Source organism: Halomonas borealis (genome assembly GCF_004798905.1).
Taxonomy (GTDB): Bacteria; Pseudomonadota; Gammaproteobacteria; order Pseudomonadales; family Halomonadaceae; genus Halomonas; species Halomonas borealis.
The window spans coordinates 183,420-202,052 of sequence record NZ_SDMO01000006.1 but is presented as its reverse complement, the minus strand read 5'-3'; the positions used below and the strand labels follow the sequence as shown (position 1 = coordinate 202,052).

General features: G+C 69.4%; 15 protein-coding genes. 12 read left to right on the top strand and 3 right to left on the bottom strand.

All coding sequences use genetic code 11. The features are described from left to right. Nucleotides 1-143 precede the first annotated feature (143 nt). The gene (locus ETC07_RS08465) at nt 144-968 is read right to left on the bottom strand and encodes a helix-turn-helix transcriptional regulator (protein ID WP_136248065.1); all 825 of its coding nucleotides are present in this window, start codon (nt 966-968) and stop codon (nt 144-146) included. Between the two features lie 245 nt (nt 969-1,213). Here ETC07_RS08465 and ETC07_RS08460 point away from each other — a divergent pair, with 245 nt between their 5' ends. From ETC07_RS08460 to modC, 8 genes are all read left to right on the top strand, one after another. Then, a complete protein-coding gene (locus tag ETC07_RS08460) occupies nt 1,214-2,518 on the top strand; it encodes an ATP-grasp domain-containing protein (protein WP_136248064.1) in 1,305 nt (434 codons plus the stop codon). 16 nt (nt 2,519-2,534) lie between these two features. Next, nucleotides 2,535-4,562 (top strand): CocE/NonD family hydrolase, encoded by a 2,028-nt coding sequence (locus tag ETC07_RS08455; protein ID WP_136248063.1) that lies wholly within the window; start codon nt 2,535-2,537, stop codon nt 4,560-4,562. A gap of 84 nt (nt 4,563-4,646) precedes the next feature. Continuing rightward, complete coding sequence (locus ETC07_RS08450) at nt 4,647-6,002, top strand: MFS transporter (RefSeq protein WP_136248062.1); 1,356 nt, start codon at nt 4,647-4,649, stop codon at nt 6,000-6,002. Further along, the gene (locus ETC07_RS08445) at nt 5,992-6,546 is read left to right on the top strand and encodes a retropepsin-like aspartic protease family protein (RefSeq protein ID WP_136248061.1); all 555 of its coding nucleotides are present in this window, start codon (nt 5,992-5,994) and stop codon (nt 6,544-6,546) included. The genes ETC07_RS08450 and ETC07_RS08445 overlap by 11 nt, the downstream gene beginning before the upstream one ends. A 51-nt stretch (nt 6,547-6,597) precedes the next feature. Further along, complete coding sequence (locus ETC07_RS08440) at nt 6,598-7,641, top strand: NAD(P)H-dependent flavin oxidoreductase (protein WP_136248060.1); 1,044 nt, start codon at nt 6,598-6,600, stop codon at nt 7,639-7,641. Nucleotides 7,642-7,734: 93 nt separating this feature from the next. Continuing rightward, the gene (modA, locus tag ETC07_RS08435) at nt 7,735-8,544 is read left to right on the top strand and encodes a molybdate ABC transporter substrate-binding protein (RefSeq protein WP_136248059.1); all 810 of its coding nucleotides are present in this window, start codon (nt 7,735-7,737) and stop codon (nt 8,542-8,544) included. 3 nt (nt 8,545-8,547) lie between these two features. Further along, nucleotides 8,548-9,243: a molybdate ABC transporter permease subunit gene (modB, locus tag ETC07_RS08430; RefSeq protein WP_136248058.1), complete on the top strand. Its 696-nt coding sequence runs from the start codon at nt 8,548-8,550 to the stop codon at nt 9,241-9,243. A gap of 254 nt (nt 9,244-9,497) precedes the next feature. After that, on the top strand, nt 9,498-10,640 hold the full coding sequence (modC, locus tag ETC07_RS08425) for a molybdenum ABC transporter ATP-binding protein (protein ID WP_136248057.1): 1,143 nt from the start codon (nt 9,498-9,500) through the stop codon (nt 10,638-10,640). Nucleotides 10,641-10,813: 173 nt separating this feature from the next. Here the strand turns inward: modC and ETC07_RS08420 are convergent, their stop codons facing one another. Further along, the gene (locus ETC07_RS08420) at nt 10,814-12,070 is read right to left on the bottom strand and encodes an amino acid deaminase (protein ID WP_136248056.1); all 1,257 of its coding nucleotides are present in this window, start codon (nt 12,068-12,070) and stop codon (nt 10,814-10,816) included. 205 nt (nt 12,071-12,275) lie between these two features. On the opposite strand from ETC07_RS08420, the gene ETC07_RS08415 reads away from it, so the two are divergent. The 4 genes from ETC07_RS08415 to ETC07_RS08400 all read left to right on the top strand — a co-directional run bounded on the left by ETC07_RS08415 (nt 12,276) and on the right by ETC07_RS08400 (nt 16,710). Next, nucleotides 12,276-13,139: a MurR/RpiR family transcriptional regulator gene (locus ETC07_RS08415; protein WP_136248055.1), complete on the top strand. Its 864-nt coding sequence runs from the start codon at nt 12,276-12,278 to the stop codon at nt 13,137-13,139. 1 nt (nt 13,140) lies between these two features. Beyond that, nucleotides 13,141-14,649, top strand: coding sequence for an N-acyl-D-amino-acid deacylase family protein (locus tag ETC07_RS08410; RefSeq protein ID WP_136248054.1), 1,509 nt, complete (start codon nt 13,141-13,143; stop codon nt 14,647-14,649). Continuing rightward, nucleotides 14,646-15,038 carry a RidA family protein gene (locus ETC07_RS08405; protein WP_136248053.1) on the top strand — a complete coding sequence of 131 codons (393 nt, stop codon included), beginning with the start codon at nt 14,646-14,648 and terminating at the stop codon, nt 15,036-15,038. The genes ETC07_RS08410 and ETC07_RS08405 overlap by 4 nt, the downstream gene beginning before the upstream one ends. A 178-nt stretch (nt 15,039-15,216) precedes the next feature. Beyond that, the gene (locus ETC07_RS08400; RefSeq protein ID WP_136248052.1) at nt 15,217-16,710 is read left to right on the top strand and encodes a sodium:solute symporter family protein; all 1,494 of its coding nucleotides are present in this window, start codon (nt 15,217-15,219) and stop codon (nt 16,708-16,710) included. Between the two features lie 59 nt (nt 16,711-16,769). On the opposite strand, the gene ETC07_RS08395 is transcribed toward ETC07_RS08400, so the two are convergent. Then, nucleotides 16,770-18,590, bottom strand: a complete 1,821-nt coding sequence (locus tag ETC07_RS08395) for a monovalent cation:proton antiporter-2 (CPA2) family protein (RefSeq protein WP_136248051.1) — start codon at nt 18,588-18,590, stop codon at nt 16,770-16,772. Nucleotides 18,591-18,633: the final 43 nt, after the last annotated feature.

Below are 18,633 nucleotides of genomic sequence, written 5' to 3'. Positions count from 1 at the left end.
ACGGCCGCGACAAGTCCCACCACTCGCTGGAGGAGTACTCCGACCTGAAGAGCGTGTGGATGACGCTCGCGCCCTGAGCACCGACAAGGGTAGCGTTCCCTCGCTGCGCCGGTCATGGCTTGCCATGGTCGGCGTTGACGTGTCTAGCCGCCCTGTTGGCGGGAGACCAGTGCCACGTGATCGAGGAACAGCCGGAACAGCTGCGACTGGCTGGAGACCTCGAGACGCTGGTAGATATGCTTGCGATGGACCTTGACGGTGCCATCGCTGATGTCGAGTTCCCGGGCCGCCGACTTGGTGGAGTGGCCCGCCAGCAGCAGCCGGACGATCTCCCGTTCACGCTGGGTCAGGGCCTCCTGACCGAAGCTGCCGAAGGCCGCTTCCACCGGCTCGCGCTCATCGAGCCGTGCCTGGAAGCGCTGTCCCTGCCATTTCCAGTACTCGCCGAGCAGTGCATCAACCACGGGAGCGATATGGCGCAGCGCCAGCATGTCGCGTCGTGTCACCCGCGGGCCGTCGCCGCGGTAACCCAGCGAGACCACCATCACCACATCGACGTCGACCCGGGCGAACAGCCCGATTTCGTCGGACAGGCCGAGGGCCCGGTAGTAGTGGTGGTAGTACTCGCTTGCCTCGAAGCGGTCCGGGGCCAGTTCGCGAAGACGGTGGGCGCCGTGGTCGAGTCCGTCGTGGACGGCCATGAAAAAAGGATCGAGCAGATAGGCCTGGCTCAGGTAGCGCTCGATGCCCTGTTCACGGAGATGGGCAGGGTAGTTGTCATGGACCAGCAGCGGGCGGTGGCGCCCCTTGTAGGTGTTGATCAGCACCGTGTCGAAGGCCACCAGCTCGCGCAGCGTTTGCTCGAGGGCCTTCGGGAAGCCTGCCGCGCCGGCTCCCTGGATCAGGCGCGCGAGGTGCTGGTGCCAGTCGAGGCTGGCGGGGCTGGCAAGCAGGTCGATGGAGGTCACGGCGCGGGATCGAGACGAGCGATGAGTGGGAGAATGAGGCGCCTAGCATAGCATGGGCGGGCGGGGCTTGACGCATGGCCACGGGCTGCCGTGTCAACGAAGGGAGGCGAGGAAGGCTGCCCGGGATACCGGGGCTGGACTATGCTGCTCTAGAGCAGCCATGCCTTCCTGCCCCGCGCCGCGGGTGCATCGCCCGCCGGCGGTGAGCCGATCGCTCAGGATCAAGGCGCGGCGCAGGGGGGAAGATGAACGATGCCAAGAACGTCTTCGTGGTGGGGCTCAACGACTTCAATCGCCAGCGGCTCGAGCAGCTGCGTGGCGCCGAGCATTACCGTTTTCACGGGGTGATACCTCCGGGGGAGGTCTACGATACCGAGGTCTTCTCCATCGCCGACATGCTGGACGAGGCCGGCGCCTCCCTCGAGGCCTTCGAAGGGCGCATCGATGCCATCGCCGGCTACATGGACTTCCCGGTCTCGACCATGCTGCCGATCCTCTGCGAACGCTTCGGCACCCGCACCACGACGCTTGCGAGCCTGCTCAAGTGCGAGCACAAGTACTGGAGCCGCTCGGTCCAGCGCGAGGTGATCCCCGACTTCATTCCTGCCTTCACCGCCTTCGACCCCTTCGACGACGAGGCGCTGACGCGGATCGGCGAGGCCGGGCTGTACTTCCCGTTCTTCGTCAAGCCGATCAAGTCCTCGGGCTCGCGGCTGGGCTTTCGCATCGATACCCCCGAGGACTTCTATCACGCCATCGAGCGGCTGCGTCAGGACATCGGGCTGATCGCCGACCCCTTCAACACCGTGCTCGAGCACGCTCGACTGCCCGCGGAGATCGCCGCCGTGGACGGCGGCTTCTGCATGGCCGAGGCGATCATCGGCGGCTGGCAGTGCACCGTGGAGGGCTATGTCTATCAGGGCGAGGTGGTCAGCTACGGCATCGTCGATTCGCTGCGCTACCCCCAGGTGCTGAGCTTCTTCCACTATCGCTACCCCTCGGGGCTGCCGGACGCCATCCAGGCCAAGATGGTCGAGCTGACCGCGACGGTGATGGCCCATATCGGCTACGACAACGCGGCCTTCAACATCGAGTACTACTGGGACGAGGTGCAGGACCGCATCTGGCTGCTCGAGATCAACACCCGCATCTCCCAGTCCCACTGCGACCTGTTCGAGAAGGTCGACGGGGTCAGCCACCAGCAGGTCACCATCGACCTGGCGCTGGGCCAGCGTCCCGACATGCCTACCCGGGAGGGCGATTTCCTGGTGGCGGCCAAGTTCTTCTACCGGGTGTTCTTCGTCGACGCGGTGGTGACCCGGGTGCCCAGCGAGGCCGAGCTCGCCGCCCTGCAGGCCGAGTTCCCCGGGACCCTGATCGCCCCGCAGGTGGTCGAGGGTCAGCGGCTCTCGACGCTCCCCGAGCAGGACAGCTACAGCTATGCCCTGGCCTATATCTGGATGGGCGCCGACGACGAGGCCCAGTTGCTGGCCAACTATGAGAACTTGGCGGCGCGGCTAGCCTTCGAGTTCGACGACATCACCGGCTGAGGGAGAGGCCTGGCCTATGCGTATCATCGAGACCTTTCCTCGTGAGGTGATCGAAGAGGAATCCTGGATCCCGCTGGCCGACGGCACGCGCCTGGCGGTGCGCCTGTGGCGACCGGCGGACGCCGAGCGTGCCCCGGTGCCGGCGATCCTCGAGTACCTGCCCTACCGCAAGCGCGACCTGACCGCCGAACGCGACGCCCAGACCCACCGCTACTGGGCCGGCCACGGCTACGCCGGCGTGCGGGTGGATATTCGCGGCACCGGCGAGTCCGACGGGGTGCTCACCGACGAGTATCTGCAGCAGGAGCTCGACGACGGCCTGGCGATCCTGGACTGGCTCGAGGCGCAGCCCTGGTGCACCGGCGACGTGGGCATGGTGGGCATCTCCTGGGGCGGCTTCAACGGCCTGCAAATCGCCGCCCTGCGCCCGCCCCAGCTCAAGGCGGTGATCACCCTGTGTTCCACCGATGACCGCTACGCCGACGATATCCACCACATGGGCGGCTGCCTGCTGGGCGACAACCTGTCCTGGGCCTCGACCATGTTCGACGGCAACGCCTGCCCCCCGGACCCCGATCTGGTCGGTGAGCGCTGGCGCGAGATGTGGCTCGAGCGCCTCGACGGCAGCGGCTTGTGGCTCGCCACCTGGCTCCAGCATCAGCGTCGCGACGCCTACTGGAAGCATGGCTCGGTCTGCGAGGACCTGTCGCGCATCGAGTGCCCGGTGTATGCCATCAGCGGCTGGGCCGATGGCTACTGCAACGCGGTGTTTCGGCTCCTCGAGGGGCTCTCGGTGCCGCGCAAGGGGCTGGTGGGCCCCTGGGCCCACAAGTACCCGCACCTGGGGGTTCCGGGGCCGGCGATCGGCTTTTTGCAGGAGTCGCTGCGCTGGTGGGACCAGTGGCTCAAGGGCGAGTCCACCGGGATCATGGATGAACCCATGCTGCGAGTCTGGATGCAGGACAGCGTGCCGCCCTCGGCGCGTTACGACGTGCGCCCCGGGCGCTGGGTGGCGGAGCCGAGCTGGCCGTCGCCGAACATCCTGGCGACCTCCTTCCGGCTCACCGTGGGGCATGACCTGCTGCCCGAGGCGGAGGGCGTCGATGACGAGGCCGTGGTGGAGGTCCGTTCGCCGCTCTCGGTGGGGCTCTACGCCGGCAAGTGGTGTTCCTACAATGCCCCGCCGGACCTGCCCCACGATCAGCGCGACGAGGACGGCGGTGCCCTGGTGTTCCAGACCCCGCGGCTCGAGGAGCCGCTGGAGATCTGCGGCCAGCCGGTGGTTGAGCTGGAGCTCGAGGCCGACCAGCCGGTGGCCATGGTGGCGCTGCGGCTCTCCGATGTCGCCACCGACGACAAGGCCACCCGGGTCTCCTATGGCCTGCTGAACCTCACCCACCGCGACAGCGACGAGCACCCCGAACCGCTGGAGCCGGGCAAGCGCTACCGGGTGCGGGTCTGCCTCAAGCATATCGCCCAGCAGTTTTCCGCGGGGCATGCCCTGCGCCTGTCGCTGTCGACCAGCTACTGGCCGCTGGCCTGGCCGTCGCCGCGGCCGGTGCGGCTGACCCTGTGCCCCGGCCGGAGCCGGCTGATCCTGCCCGGGCGGGCGCCACGGCCCGTCGAGGAGGCGGCGCTGCCGGCCTTCGCCGAGCCGGAGGGCGCCCCGCCGCTGGCCAAGACGCTGATCCAGCCGACCCAGGAGACCTGGCGGGTGATTCGCGACCTGGCCAACGACCGCACCACCTTGGAGGTGATCAACGACGAGGGCTGCCATCGGCTGGACGATATCGGCCTGGAGATCGCCGCCCGGGTCACCGAGCGCTACACCTACGCCTACGGCAGCTACGACAGCGCCAGCGGCTGGACCGAGTGGGAGCGCACCTTCCGTCGTGGCGACTGGCAGGTGCGGACGTTGACCCGCACCCTGATGACCGGCGACGCCGAGAACTTCCGGCTGCGTGCCACCCTGGACGCCTACGAGGGCGAGACCCGGGTGTTCGCCAAGACCTGGGACGAGACGATTCCCCGAGACCTGGTGTAGGCCGACGCGGATGATCGGGGCGGCCTCGATGGTCGGCGCGCGCCGCGGCTGCTATCTTGGCCTCTTTCTCGACAGGGATGGCCGATGAGCGTGACCGACGCCGCCGCGCCCGCGAGGCCCTGGGCCTCGCGCAAGGAAATCCTGGGCTGGGCGATGTTCGATTTCGCCAACCAGGCCTATACATTGCTGATCATCACCGTGGTGTTCGGCGAGCTGTTCACCACGGTGATCGTCGGCGAACGCGGCGGCGACTACCGCCTGGCCAACGCCCTATGGAGCCTTGCGCTGGCGATCAGCTACCTGCTGGTGGTGATCACCGGGCCGCTGTGTGGCGCGGTGATGGACTACCGGGCGGAGAAGAAGCGTTTCCTGTTCGCCAGCTACCTGGTCACCATCGTGGCCACGGCGCTGCTCTACTTCGTCGCGCCGGGTCAGGTATGGCTGGGGCTGATCCTGATCGTCGTGTCGAACTACGCCTACTCGATGGGCGAGTCGTTCATCGCCGCCTTCCTGCCAGGCCTCGGCCCCCCCGAGTCGCTGGGCCGCATCTCCGGTTTCGGCTGGGCGCTGGGTTATGTCGGCGGGCTGTTCGCCGCCGGCTTCACCCTGGTCGTGCTGGGCGAGACCAGCGCCGAGAACTTCGAACGCATCCGCTGGGTGGGGCCCTTCGCCGCGGGCTTCTTCCTGGTCACCGCGATTCCCACCTTCCTGTGGTTAAGGGAGCGCGGCACCCCGCAGCCCGTGAGGCTTCCCTATCGGGCGATCGCCTGGCGGCGGGTCGCGACGACCCTGCACGAGCTCAAGCGCTTCCGCGACCTGGCCACCTTCCTGGTGTCGCTGCTGTTCTCCATGGCCGGGGTCTACATCATCATCGCCTTCGCCTTCATCTACGGCGCCCAGGTGATCGGTTGGGACGCCTCCGTCCGCAATGTCATGTTCATCATCGTGCAGGTCACCGCCGCCATCGGGGCGCTTGGCTTCGGCGCCATCCAGGACCGTATCGGCACCCGACGCACCTACCTGATCACCCTGGCGCTGTGGGTGATGGCGATCCTGGCGATCTGGGCGACGCCCTCGCTCACCGCCTGGTTGAATGCCACGTTCGGCCTCGACTGGCAGGCCCAGCACCTGTTCCTGCTGGTCGGCTGCCTGGCGGGGCTCAGCCTGGGTTCGAGCCAGTCGGCCAGCCGCGCCCTGGTGGGGCTGTTCTCGCCCAGCCGCAAGGCCGCCGAGTTCTTCGGCTTCTGGGGCCTGGCCAACAAGCTCGCCGGGGTGGTGGGCATCGTCGCGCTGGGCCTGCTGCAGTCGGTGGTCGGCCTGCGGGCCTCGATCCTGCTGTGCGTGGTGCTGTTCCTCGTCGCCATCCTGATCTGCCTGGGCGTCGATCAGGCGCGGGGGATGCAGGCGGCGCGTGACTGGGAGGCTCGCCATGGCCGGTAAGAACGATGGACGGCCGGGCATCCATGAGCGCGGCGGCACCCGGCGTACCGGGCTGGGCATGATGCTGCTCTTCTGGGCGTTGCTGATCGGCCTCGGTAGCTGGTGGTTCCAGGGGTTTCTCGAGGAGCGGGCCAATCCCAATGCCGACCTGGCCGAGTCGCTGGACGGCGGGCCACTGACGCTTGCGCGTAACGCCAACGGCCATTTCGTGGCCACCGGGCGCCTCAACGGCGAGCCGGTGACCATGCTGCTCGACACCGGTGCCACCCAGGTGGCGGTGCCGGCCGCCCTGGCCGAGCGGTTGGGGCTGTCGTCGCATGGCGAGGCGTCGTTCTCCACCGCCAACGGCCGGGTACTCGGCCATCTGACCACCCTCGACGAGGTGCGCCTGGGCGGGCTGGTCGCCCGCGACGTGCGCGGCGCCATCGTGTCCGGCCTCGAGGATGGTGTGGTGTTGCTGGGCATGAGCTTCCTGGGTCGCTTCGAGCTGCAGATGCGTGGCGACACCCTGACCCTGCGACTGCCGCAGGAGGGCCGCGAGTGAGTAGCGTCGCGCCGCGGTCGCCAATCCCCCTTCGTGAACAGGACGTCCGACATGTCATGGATCCATGAGCTCGGCCTGCGCTGGCCGATCCTGCAGGCCCCGATGGCCGGCGCCCAGGGTGTCGAGCTGGCCATCGCCGTTTCCGAGGCCGGTGGCCTCGGCGCGCTGCCTTCGGCGATGCTCGACCCCGAGGCGTTGGATGCCGCCCTGGGCGACTACCGCCGGCGCAGCGCGCGGCCCCTCAACGTCAACGCCTTCAGCCATGTGACGCCGCCCGTCGATGCCGCGGCGCAGGCGCGCTGGCAGGCCTCGCTCGCCCCCTATTATGCGGAATACGGGCTGACGCCCCCCGAGCCGGCGACCGGGCCCGGGCGCCGGCCCTTCGATGCCGAGACCTGCGCGGTGCTCGAGGCGCATCGGCCCGCGGTGGTGAGTTTTCATTTCGGCCTGCCGTCTCCGGCATTGCTGGCTCGGGTCAAGGCCTGGGGCGCCCGGGTGTTGTCCACCGCCACCACCGTCGAGGAGGCCCGCTGGCTGGAGGCGCGGGGCGTCGATGCGATCATCGCCCAAGGGCTGGAGGCCGGCGGCCACCGCGGCCATTTCTTGAGCGACGACCTCAGCCTTCAGCTCGGCACCCTGGCGCTGCTACCCCAGGTAGCGGCGGCGGTCGAGGTGCCGGTGGTCGCCGCCGGCGGCATCGCCGGGCCAAGAAGCGTCGCCGCGGCGCTGACACTGGGCGCCTCGGCGGTGCAGGTGGGCACGGCCTGGCTGCGTTGCCCGGAGAGCACCATCAGGCCCCTGCACCGGGAGGCCCTGGCCTCGGACGCGGCTCGCCACACCGCCCTGACCAACCTCTATAGCGGCCGGCCGGCGCGCGGCATCGTGACCCGGCTGATGCGCGAACTCGGCCCGCTGAGCGAGCGGGCGCCGGCCTTCCCGCTGGCCGCGGCGGGGCTCGCACCGCTGCGTGCCGCCGCGGAGGAAGCCGGCAGCGGCGACTTCTCGCCGCTGTGGGCCGGGCAGGACACCAGCGGTTGCCGGGCCGTACCGGCGGCCGAGCAGCTGCGCTGGCTGGCGGGAGACGGTGGGCCCTGAGGGCCGGTGTCGGGCGGCAGCCGACGACGCTTGCCCGGGTATTCGTGGGGCGCTAATGTTGCGTTGTTTCGTCGGAGACAGGATGGGAGCTCCATGCCGCGCCTCGCCGCTCGTTATCGCCATTCGCTGTGTGCGTTGGGGGCCATCCTGGCCCTCGGCCTCATCGTCGCACCGGCCCAGGCCGAGCCCAGGGTGCGCATCTTCGCCGCCGCCTCTCTGACCGATGCCCTGGACAGTGCCATCGCACGCTTCGAGGCGAGCCATGACATCGAGGTGGTGCCGGTCTATGCCTCGTCGTCCACGGCGGCGCGCCAGATCGCCCGAGGCGCGCCGGCCGCCCTCTACGTCTCCGCCAACGAGCGCTGGATGGACTGGCTGGCCGAGCAGGGCGTGATGCTGGGTGAGCGGGCCGACCTGCTGCACAATCGCCTGGCGCTGATCGCCGCCGATGATGCCACCGTGTCGCTCACTCCGGGCGAGGGCGCGCCCCTGAGCCATCTATTGGAAGACGATGAGCGCCTGGCGGTGGGCGACCCCGATCATGTGCCGGCCGGCATCTACGCCAGGCAGGCGCTCGAGTCGCTCGGCGAGTGGGGCGCGCTGGCCCCGCGCTTGGCGCGGGCCGACAACGTGCGCGCGGCGCTGGTGCTGGTCGCCCGCGGCGAGGCGCCGCTGGGCATCGTCTATCGCAGCGACGCCCTGGTCAGCGACGGCGTGCATGAGCTGGGCCTCTTCCCGGCCGACAGCCATGCGCCGATCCGCTACCCGGTGGCGCTGATCGAGCCGCCGGCCGGGGATGCCGCGCGAACCTTCCGCGCCTGGCTGGGCGGCGACGAGGCGCTGTCGATCTTCGCCAGCTTCGGTTTCGAAACCGCCGGCCCAGACGCCAGCGCCGAGCGCTAGCCGATGCTGACCGCGGCCGAGACCGAGGCGATCCTGATCAGCCTGCGCGTGGCGGGAAGCGCGGTGGCCTGGATCCTGGTGCCGGGCATCGCCCTGGCCTGGCTGATGGCGCGCCGCGAGTTCCGCGGCAAGGCGCTGCTCGACGGCCTGCTGCACCTGCCGCTGGTGCTGCCGCCGGTGGTGGTCGGCTACCTGCTGCTGCTGTCGCTGGGTCGCCAGGGCTGGCTGGGGCGGTGGCTGGATGAGGGGTTCGGGGTGACACTGCCGTTCACCTGGCAGGGTGCGGCGGTGGCCGGCGGGGTGATGGCCTTGCCGCTACTGGTGCGTGCCGTGCGCCTGTCGCTGGAGGCGGTGGACGTCGACCTGGAGGCCGCGGCCAGCACCCTGGGGGCGAGCCGCCTGCGGGTGCTGTTCACCATCACCCTGCCGCTGGCGCTGCCGGGGCTGTTGACCGGCACCGTGCTGGCCTTCGCCCGGGCGCTGTCGGAGTTCGGTGCCACCATCACCTTCGCCGCCAACATCCCCGGCGAGACCCGCACCCTGCCGCTGGCGCTCTACAGCCTGATCCAGACACCCGGCGCAGAGGCCGCCGCGGCGCGGCTGTGCGCCATCGCCGTGGCCATCGCCATGCTCTCGTTGATGGCCTCGGAGTGGCTGGCCCGTCGCGCCCGGCGCCGGCTTCGCCAGCGTGATGGGTGACGACGAGCCTGTGCCACGAAGGCGCTGAGCTATCCCGGCGCCAAGTCGAGCGAGGGCGCGGTGGCCCCTTCCATGGGCGCTACGTTGGCCCTGCGGCGCTCTCGCGTCCTGCTACGCTTGCAGGGCCGGTGCTGGCCATCCTTGGCCGGCCCGTTCGGCGAGAGCCGCCTCACCCCTGGCCAACAACCCCTCACTCTGACTCGTCCCCGGCGCACATCTCGGCCCGAACGGGTAAGGAGTCCTGAGAGAATGCCATGCAATATGTGATCGCCGCCCACGACCGCCATCCGGACTCGCGGGGCGCCCTGGCCCTGGATGTCGAGCAGCGCCTCGGCGACTTCTCGCTGGCGGCCTCACTGACGCTGCCCGCCCGCGGCGTCACCGCCCTGTTCGGCCCTTCGGGTAGCGGCAAGACCAGCCTGCTGAGGCTGATCGCTGGGCTCGATACGCCGCGACGCGGTTCGATCCGCCTCGGCGGCGAGGTGCTGGTGGATACCGCGCGCGGCATTCGGGTGCCGCCGCATCGCCGCCACCTGGGTGTGGTGTTCCAGGAGGCGCGGCTGTTCCCCCACTACCGGGTGCGCGGCAACCTCGGCTACGGCATGCGCGGCGCGGGGCGAGCGCGTTTCGACGCCGTGGTCGAGCTGCTCGGCATCGGTGACCTGCTGGAACGCTTCCCGGCGACGCTGTCCGGCGGCGAGGCCCGCCGGGTGGCGATCGGGCGGGCGCTGCTCAGCGAACCGCGGCTGCTGCTGATGGACGAGCCGCTGACCGGGCTCGACGGCGCCCGCAAGCAGGAATTGCTCGACTACATCGCGCGACTGGCCGCCGACATCGACATTCCCATCGTCTACGTGAGCCACGATCCCGATGAGCTGACCGCCATCGCCGATCACCTGGTGCTGCTCGAACACGGCCGGGTGCTCGCCGATGGTCCCCTGGATGACCTGCTGCAGCGCTTCGCGCTCACCGACCGGCTCGGCGGCTTCGATGCCGCCTCGCTGGTCACGGCGACGGTGGATGGCCATGAGCCCCACTATGCGCTGACCCGGCTACGCCTGGCCGACGGCCAGCGACTGACCCTGCCCGCGGTCGACGCCGCGCCCGGTACGCGGCTGCGGCTGCGCATCCCGGTGCGCGAGGTGGCGCTGGCCCTCGACGTGCCCGGCGCCACCAGCTACCGCAATCGGCTGCATGCGGTGGTCGAGGAAATCGGGCCAACGTATCCCGAGCGGGCCGCGGTGGAGCTGCGGTTGCGGCTCGGCGAACAGGCGCTGCGCGCGCGGCTGACCCGCAAGTCCCTCGACGAGCTGGGGCTCGCGCCGGGGATGCCGGTCATCGCGCTGGTGCGCAGCGTCTCCTTCGATACCCGGCGGGAAAGTGGCGGCGCTCGATGATACGGCGTGAAAGATCCTCTCGACGTGCTCATTGCCCCCTCTTGTAAACTCCGCCTCCTCGACGATTTTTGCCTTGTGACCCACATGGAAGTGGGAAATGCGTTGGCCCGCCGGGAGCGGGTCTCGCCTGCGCTCGCCGACTCTCCACAAGTGCGGTTCGATGAGTCCAATGGTTAAAAATACGTTGCCCAGGTGTCGGTGACCCGCAGGCGCTCGTCGACCAGGTGGAGCTGGCGCCACTTGTCGAAGGTCAGGCAGGGGTGGGAGGCGCCGAAGGCGATGACATCGCCGACCCGCACATCGCCCGCCTGCCCTTCATCGGCGCCCTCGGGCAGGGCGATGAAGGTGTGCTGGTCCATCTGCTTGGTCACCCGCCAGCCGTCCACCGACAGCGGCGCGGCGACGTCGCCACCCTCGCGATAGCGCACCAGCGGCTCGGGCGGATGGTCGGCGCCGATGTCGCGCTTGCCCAGCGCCACGATGGCCAGCCCCGGCTCCGGCAGCGACTGTACCTGGGCGTAGACCTCGAGCGCGGGGCGCAGGCCCTCGTGGAGGTCCGGGCGCCGCGACAGCACGCCGCGCTGGGCCTCGCGATAGATGCCGTGGTCGTGCACCACGTAGCAGCCCGGGCGCAGCACCGGGGTGAAGCGCCCCTCCAGCCCGCCGTCGCGGAACGCCTCGGCGATCAGGTCGTACCAGGCCGAGCCCGAGGCGGTGACGATCGGCGCCGCGACGCCCATCAGCCCTTCCCGTTCCAGTCGTTGGACATCGGCCACCAGGCGCTCGGCATAGGCGCGGATGCCGGTCGCCGGGTCATCGCCGTGGACCACGCCCTCATAGCCCTCCAGGCCGGCCAGCGTCAGCCCCGGTCGCGCGGCGATCTCGCGGGCCAGCGCGATGACCTCCGCGTCGCGACGGCAGCCGCAGCGCCCGCCGTCCACGCCGACCTCGATCAGCACCGGTAGCGTCAGGCCGGCCTCGCCGAAGAACTCGCTTAACTGGGCGACGTTGTCGTGGCCGTCCACGGTCACGTAGAGCTCGGCACCGGCGCGCATAAGCTCGGCGGCGATGGCCATGTTGGCACGGCCGACCAGCTGGTTGGCCAGCAGCAGCCGTGTGGCGCCCTCGGCGAAGGCGGCTCGGCACTGGGGCAGGGTGGCCAGGGTGATGCCCCAGGCGCCGGCCTCGAGTTGGCGACGGAACAGTGCCGGGGTCATGGTCGTCTTGCCGTGGGGCGCCAGCTCGGCCCGATGATCGCGGGCGAAGTCCTGCATCCAGGCCAGGTTGTGGGCTAACGGTGCCTCGTGGATGACGGCGGCGGGCAGGCTGACGTCGGACAGCAGGTCGCGGCCGGTCTCCAGGGTGCCCTTGTGGCCGTCTTGCCAGGTGGAGGATGTCGTCGGTGCGGCGTCGGGAATGGGGTGAGTCATGCGGGCTCCGGTGAAGGACGGCGGGTCTCCATCATACGACCTCGATGATCGGCTCTAGGCGTCGGGGACTGCGATCCTTGTTTTAAATTTTCATGAAATATTGACTACTTGTTAGAAACTAACATAGCGTGATTCCCATGATCCATTCCCGTGGTAGGCGCCGGCGAGCAGAACCGATCGCGGCCGGCGCCGGAGGAACCGACCCATGAGTCAACAGATCGACATCCTCTCCGGCATCACCGCCAGCGTCGGCTCGCTGAGCGAGTCGGAGCGCAAGGTGGCGGAGCTGATCTTCGAGGACATCGATTTCGTCACCGAGGCCAGCATCACCGCCATCGCTAACCGATCCGGGGTGAGCGAGGCGACGGTGACCCGTTTCTCCCGCTCGGTGGGCTGCACCAGCGTGCGCGACCTGAAGCTGCGCCTGACCCGGGCCCTGGCCGCCGGGCGACGCTTCATCCAGGACGCCGATCCCGCCGAGGGGCCAGGGGTGGTGTACGACGTCGCCACCCAGACCCTGGCGCTCAACCGCGAGCTGCTGCTGGAGGCCGACGTGGCCGGGGCGGTAGAGCGCCTCGACGGCGCTCGCCAGATCCTCGCCTTCGGCTGCGGCGGCGGCTCCAGCGTGATGTGTCAGGAACTGCAGTTCCGCCTGGTGCGCCTGGGTTATGCGGTCAGCGCCTATCCCCAGGGGCTGCTACCGCGGATGGTGGCCTCGACGCTGGATCCCGCCGACGTGGTGGTGGTGCTTTCGGTGTCGGGCTACACCCCCGAGATGGTCGAGTCGGCCCAGATCGCCCGCCAGTACGGCGCCCGGGTGATCGCCATCACCGCCGTGGGTTCGCCGCTCGCCGACAACGCCGACCTGGTGCTGCCGATCGCCGCCCGTGAGACCGACTTCATCCTCCACCCTTCCGCCTCGCGCTACGCGCTGATGGCGGCCATCGATGTGCTGGCCCTGGAGCTGGCCCTGCGCCATCGCGACCAGGCGCGCGACAAGCTGCGCCGCCTGAAGATCACCCTCGACGACCACCGCGGCGGCGACAACCGTCAGCCGCTGGGAGACTAAGATGCGCCACGATCTGTTGATCCGCCGCGCCCGGGTGCTCGATGGCACGGGACGCGCCCCCTTCACGGCCGACGTCGCCGTGGACGGCGCACGCATCGTCGCCGTGGGCGAACTGGGGGATCGCGACGCCGAAGAGACGATCGATGCCACGGGCCTCTACCTGACCCCGGGCTTCATCGACGTCCATACCCATGACGACACCAACGTGATCCGCGCCCCCGAGATGCTACCCAAGCTCTCCCAGGGGGTGACCACGGTGGTGGTGGGCAACTGCGGGATCAGCGCCGCGCCGGTGGTCCTGAGCGGCGAGGTGCCGGACCCCATGAACCTGCTGGGCGAGGCGGTCGACTTCGCGTATTCGAGCTTCGCGGCCTATGGCGAGGCGGTGGAGCTGGCGCGGCCGGCGGTCAACGTCGCGGCGCTGATCGGCCACACCAGCCTGCGCAGCCAGGTCATGGACGACTTCCACCGTCCCGCCACGGACGACGAGATCGCCCACATGCGCGAGGCCCTGGTGAAGGCGCTGGCGGAGGGGGCTCTGGGGCTGAGCTCCGGGCTCGCCTATCACAACGCCTTCCATGCCCCCGACGATGAGCTGGCGCCGCTGGTGGCGGCGGTGGGCGAGGCCGGGGGCCTCTACACCACCCACCTGCGCGACGAGTTCGCCGGCCAGGCGGCGGCCATGGACGAGGCCTTCGCCACCGCGCGTAAGAATGGCGCGCCGCTGGTCATCTCGCACCTCAAGTGTGCCGGGGCGGGCAACTGGGGCCAGGCGCCACGGGCCCTGGCACAGCTGGAAGGCGCCGCGGGGCACCAGCGGGTGCACTGCGACTGCTACCCCTACACCGCCGGTTCCTCGACCCTGGACCTGGGCCAGGTCACCGACGAGATCGCCATCACCATCACCTGGTCGCGGCCGCATCCCGAGCAGGCCCGGCGTCAGCTGGCCGACATCGCCCGCGATTGGGGGCTGTCGCTGATGGAGGCCGCCCGCCACCTGCAGCCGGCCGGGGCCGTGTACCACAACATGAGCGAGGACGACATGCGCCGGGTGCTGGCGCATCCCCTGGCCATGGTCGGCTCCGACGGCCTGCCCAACGACCCGCATCCGCATCCGCGGCTGTGGGGCGCCTTCCCGCGGGTGCTGGCGCATTACAGCCGCGACCTGGCGCTGATGCCGCTACCCGAGGCGGTGCGCAAGATGACCGGGCTCTCGGCGGCCACCTTCGGCCTGGTGGATCGCGGCGAGATCCGCGAGGGCGCCTATGCCGACCTGGTGCTGCTGGACCTGGACGCCCTCGAGGACACCGCCGACTACGACGCTCCGGCATCACCCGCCCGGGGCATCCGGCGGGTGCTGGTCAACGGGGCCACGGCCTATGTCGACGGCGCCCCGAGCCGGACGCGCGCCGGGCGCATGTTGCGGCGCAGCCTGAGGCTGAGCCCTTCACCCGACCAGGTGCCCGACATGTCCCATCATCAACACGACCATCAGGAGGATATTCCATGAGCATCACACGCTATGGCGCCGAAGGCGGCGTCGGTACCGGCGGCCAGAAGCTGCCGTTCTCTCGCGCGGTGGAAGCCGGGGGCTGGCTGAAGGTGTCGGGGCAGACCCCGATGACCGACGGTGAGGTAGTCGAGGGTGGCATCGTCGAACAGACGCGGCTGGCCTTCGACAACGCCCTGACCATCGCACGGGAGGCAGGCTATTCGGTGGAGGACGTGGTGCACGTCACCGCGGTGTTGACCGACGCGCGGTACTTCTCGTCGTTCAACAAGGTCTTTTCCGAACTCTTCCTGGACCACCCGCCGGCGCGCATCTGCAGCGTCCAGGACCTGGTGGTGGACTGTAAGGTCGAGGTGGATCTGACCTGCTATCGCGCCGATCGAGCCTGACGCGTCGGGCGGCAAGGCATCACGCCTCTCGGCCGCCTAGGCGACATCAACGACACGACACCCATGACAAGAGAGGGCGCCGGATCCCGGCAAGGACCCGACGCCAGGCACAGCAAACGGCAAACGTTCACTGCCCCGGTCGCGGCAACGACCGGGACGACAATTATAAGAGGTCTGCATGAACAGTCACCTTTTCCTCGGCAGTTTCTTCGTCTATATCCTGGCGATGATCGGCTTCGGCTGGTGGGTCTCGCGCCACACTCGCGGCACCGGCGATGACTTCCTGCTCGGTGGGCGCAGCGTGCCGCTGTTCCTCACCGTGGGTACCACGGTGGCGACCATGGTTGGCACCGGCTCGAGCATGGGCGCGGTAGGTTTCGGCTACACCAGCGGCTGGGGGGGCGCCCTCTACGGCATCGGCGGCTCCATCGGCGTGCTGTTGCTGGCGCTGTGCTTCTCCGGCGTCCGGCGGCTGCGCTTCATGACCATGAGCGAGGAGCTTTCGTTCTACGTCGGTGCCAACCGCATCGTGCGCAACGTCGTGGCGCTGTTGATCTACATCGCCTGTATCGGCTGGCTGGGCGCCCATATCCTCGGTGGCGGGCTCTACCTGGCGTGGATGGCCGACATCCCGGCCTGGCAGGCCAAGATGATCGTGGCGCTGGGCTTCGGCATCTACTGCGTGATCGGCGGCTACATGGCGGTGGTGTGGACCGACACCGTGCAGGCCATCGTGCTGTTCGTCGGCTTCTTCCTGATGGCCGGCGTGGCGGTGGTCGAGGTAGGCGGCATTGACGCCATGACCGCGGCGCTCGACGATTCCGCCACGAGCTTCCTGGCCATCGACAAGATCGGGGTGCTGCCGGCGATCTCGCTGTCCACGGTGATCGCGGTCGGCGTGCTGGCGACGCCGTCGTTCCGCCAGCGCATCTATTCCGGGGCCTCGGTGCGCTCGGTGCGACGCTCCTTTTTGCTCACCGGCGTGCTCTACATGGCATTCTCCATCGTGCCCGCGATCATCGGCATGGCCACCCATGCATTGAATCCCGACCTCGAGAACAGCAACTTCGCCTTCCCCTACCTGGCCACCGAGGTGTTGCCGCTGGGGCTCGGCCTGCTGCTGCTGGTGGCTGGCCTGTCGGCCACCATGTCCAGCGCCAGCAGCGACGCCATCGCCGGCGTCACCACCCTGATCCGCGATGTCTACGTGCTGTTCAAGGGTCGCGCGCCCTCGGCCAGGAACGTGGTGCTGTTCTCGCGGGTGGGGCTGGTCGGCACCATCGGCCTGGCGCTGGCCTTCGCCTTGACCTCCGACAATGTGATCTCCTACATCACCAAGATGGTCTCCACGGTGCTGGCCGGGATGTTCGTATGCGGCATGCTGGGACGCTTCTGGCCGCGCTATAACTGGCAGGGCGCCATCGCCTCGCTGGTGGTGGCCTCGGCGACGTCGCTGGCGATCATCGCCGATGACGACTGGAGCGCCTACTGGGGCAACCCGAGCATTCCGGCGGTGGTGTTGGCGGCCCTGGCCGGCGTGGCGGTGAGCCTGCTGACCCCGGCCTCGCGGCGCAACGAACAGGAGGCCCTGGCGGTGATCTCCGAGGAGCGCGAGCGCATGGAGGCGGTGCCCGAGGTGCCGATCGGCCAGCAGAAGCCCGCCGGCACCTGACCCTGAAGCTCGCCCGTGCAACGCAGACCCCGCTCCGGTTCGGCGCGGGGTCTGATGTTTTAGGGTCGCTCTGGTGGGCGCTCGGGAGCGGTGGTGGCGATGTCCTCGTCGGCCTCGAACAGCTCCTCGAGCTCTCGGGCGGCCTGATGGATGGACTGGATCTGCTCGTGTTGGTTGCCGAAGGCCTCGAGCTGGCGCTCCAGGGCGCGTTCGTCGTGGGGGCGGAAGGTGTCCACGGTGTGCTGGGCCTGGTCGCGGGAAATGCCGACGCCGACCAGCACCTCGCGGGTCAGCTCCAGGCTCGCCGGCAGCAGCTCGCGGATGATATCGCTGACCCCGGCACGCACCAGCAGTTGGGCGTGGTAGCGGTCCCGGGCACGGGCGTAGAGGCGCAGGTGCGGGAAGCGGCGTCTGACCCGCTTGACGATGCGCATCGAGGTCTCGACATCGCCGATCGCCACTACCATCACGCGGGCCTTGTCGGCGCCGGCGGCCTCCAGCAGGTCGAGGCGTGAGGCGTCGCCGAAGTAGATGTCATTGCCGTAGCGGCGCACCACGTCGACGTGCTCGGCGTTGCTGTCGAGCACCGTGTAGGGAATCTTCAGCCCCTGCAGGATGCGCCCCATGATCTGCCCGAAACGCCCGAATCCGGCGATGATGATCTGTGGGCCGATGGGCGGCGGGCGATCGTAGTCGCGGCGCGGCTTGCCGGCCTTGAACAGCGGCCGGACCAGCCGCGCGTGGAGCTGGACGAGTATCGGTGTGGCGGCCATGGAGAGCGACACTACCAGCACCAGCAAGCCGACCAGTGAGGCGTCAAGCAGGCCGGCGGCACCGGCCGCGGTGAGCAGTACGAAGCCGAACTCGCCGCCCTGGGAGAGCAGCGCGCCGAGGTTCAGTGATGTCTTCCAGTCACCACGACGATAGAGCCGGGCGGCGAGCGTCACACTCAGCCACTTGGCGACCAGCAGGCCGGCGGCGAGGCCCAGTGCCAGGCCGGTTTCGTCGGCCAGCAGGTCGATCTGGGCGGTCATGCCCACCGCCATGAAGAACAGCCCCAGCAGCAGCCCGCGGAAGGGCTCGATATCGGCCTCGATGCTGTGGCGATACTCCGAGTCGGCCAGCAGCACCCCGGCGATGAAGGCGCCGAGCGCCATGGACAGCCCGGCCAGCTCCATCAACAGGGCGGCGCCGATCACCACCAGCAGCGCGGTGCCCGCGAACACCTCGCGGCTGCGGGTGGCCGCGGCGAAGCGGAACAGCGGGCGCAGCAGGTAGCGCCCGCCGACGATCAACCCGGCGAAGGCACCGATGGCGATCAGCGCCTCGCCCAGCAGGTGGCCCCAGCCGCCGGCCAACGGGTCATCGCCGGCCAGCAGCGGAATGGCCGCCAGCACCGGAATGGCGGCCAGGTCCTGGAACAGCAGCAGGGCGAAGGCGTAGCGGCCGTGGCGGCTTCCGAGCTCGCCGCGCTCGCCGAGCAGCTGCAGCACCAAGGGCGTGGAACACAGCCCGAGGCTGAAGCCGACCACCAGGGCGGCGGCGGGCGAAAGTCCCGCCGCCAGCGCCAGGCCGGTGAGCAGCGCCGTGGTGACGGCGACCTGCAGGCCGCCGAAGTGGAACACCGCCTTGCGCATCAGCCTGAGGCGGCTCGGCTTGAGCTCCAGGCCGATCACGAACAGCAGGAAGACGATGCCTACCTGGGAGAACTGCAGCACCGCATCGGCATCCGGCACCAGGCCCAGCGCCGAGGGGCCGATCACCACTCCGGCGACCAGGTAGCCCAGTACCTCGCCGAGCCCCAGGCGCTTGACCAGCGGCACGATCAGCACCGCGGCGGCGAGGAAGATCAGGGCGTTGTAGAGCAGGGTGATGGCCAAGAGGGCTCCTCGGTAGTCGGGCGTTAGCGGGCGTTGGGCACCA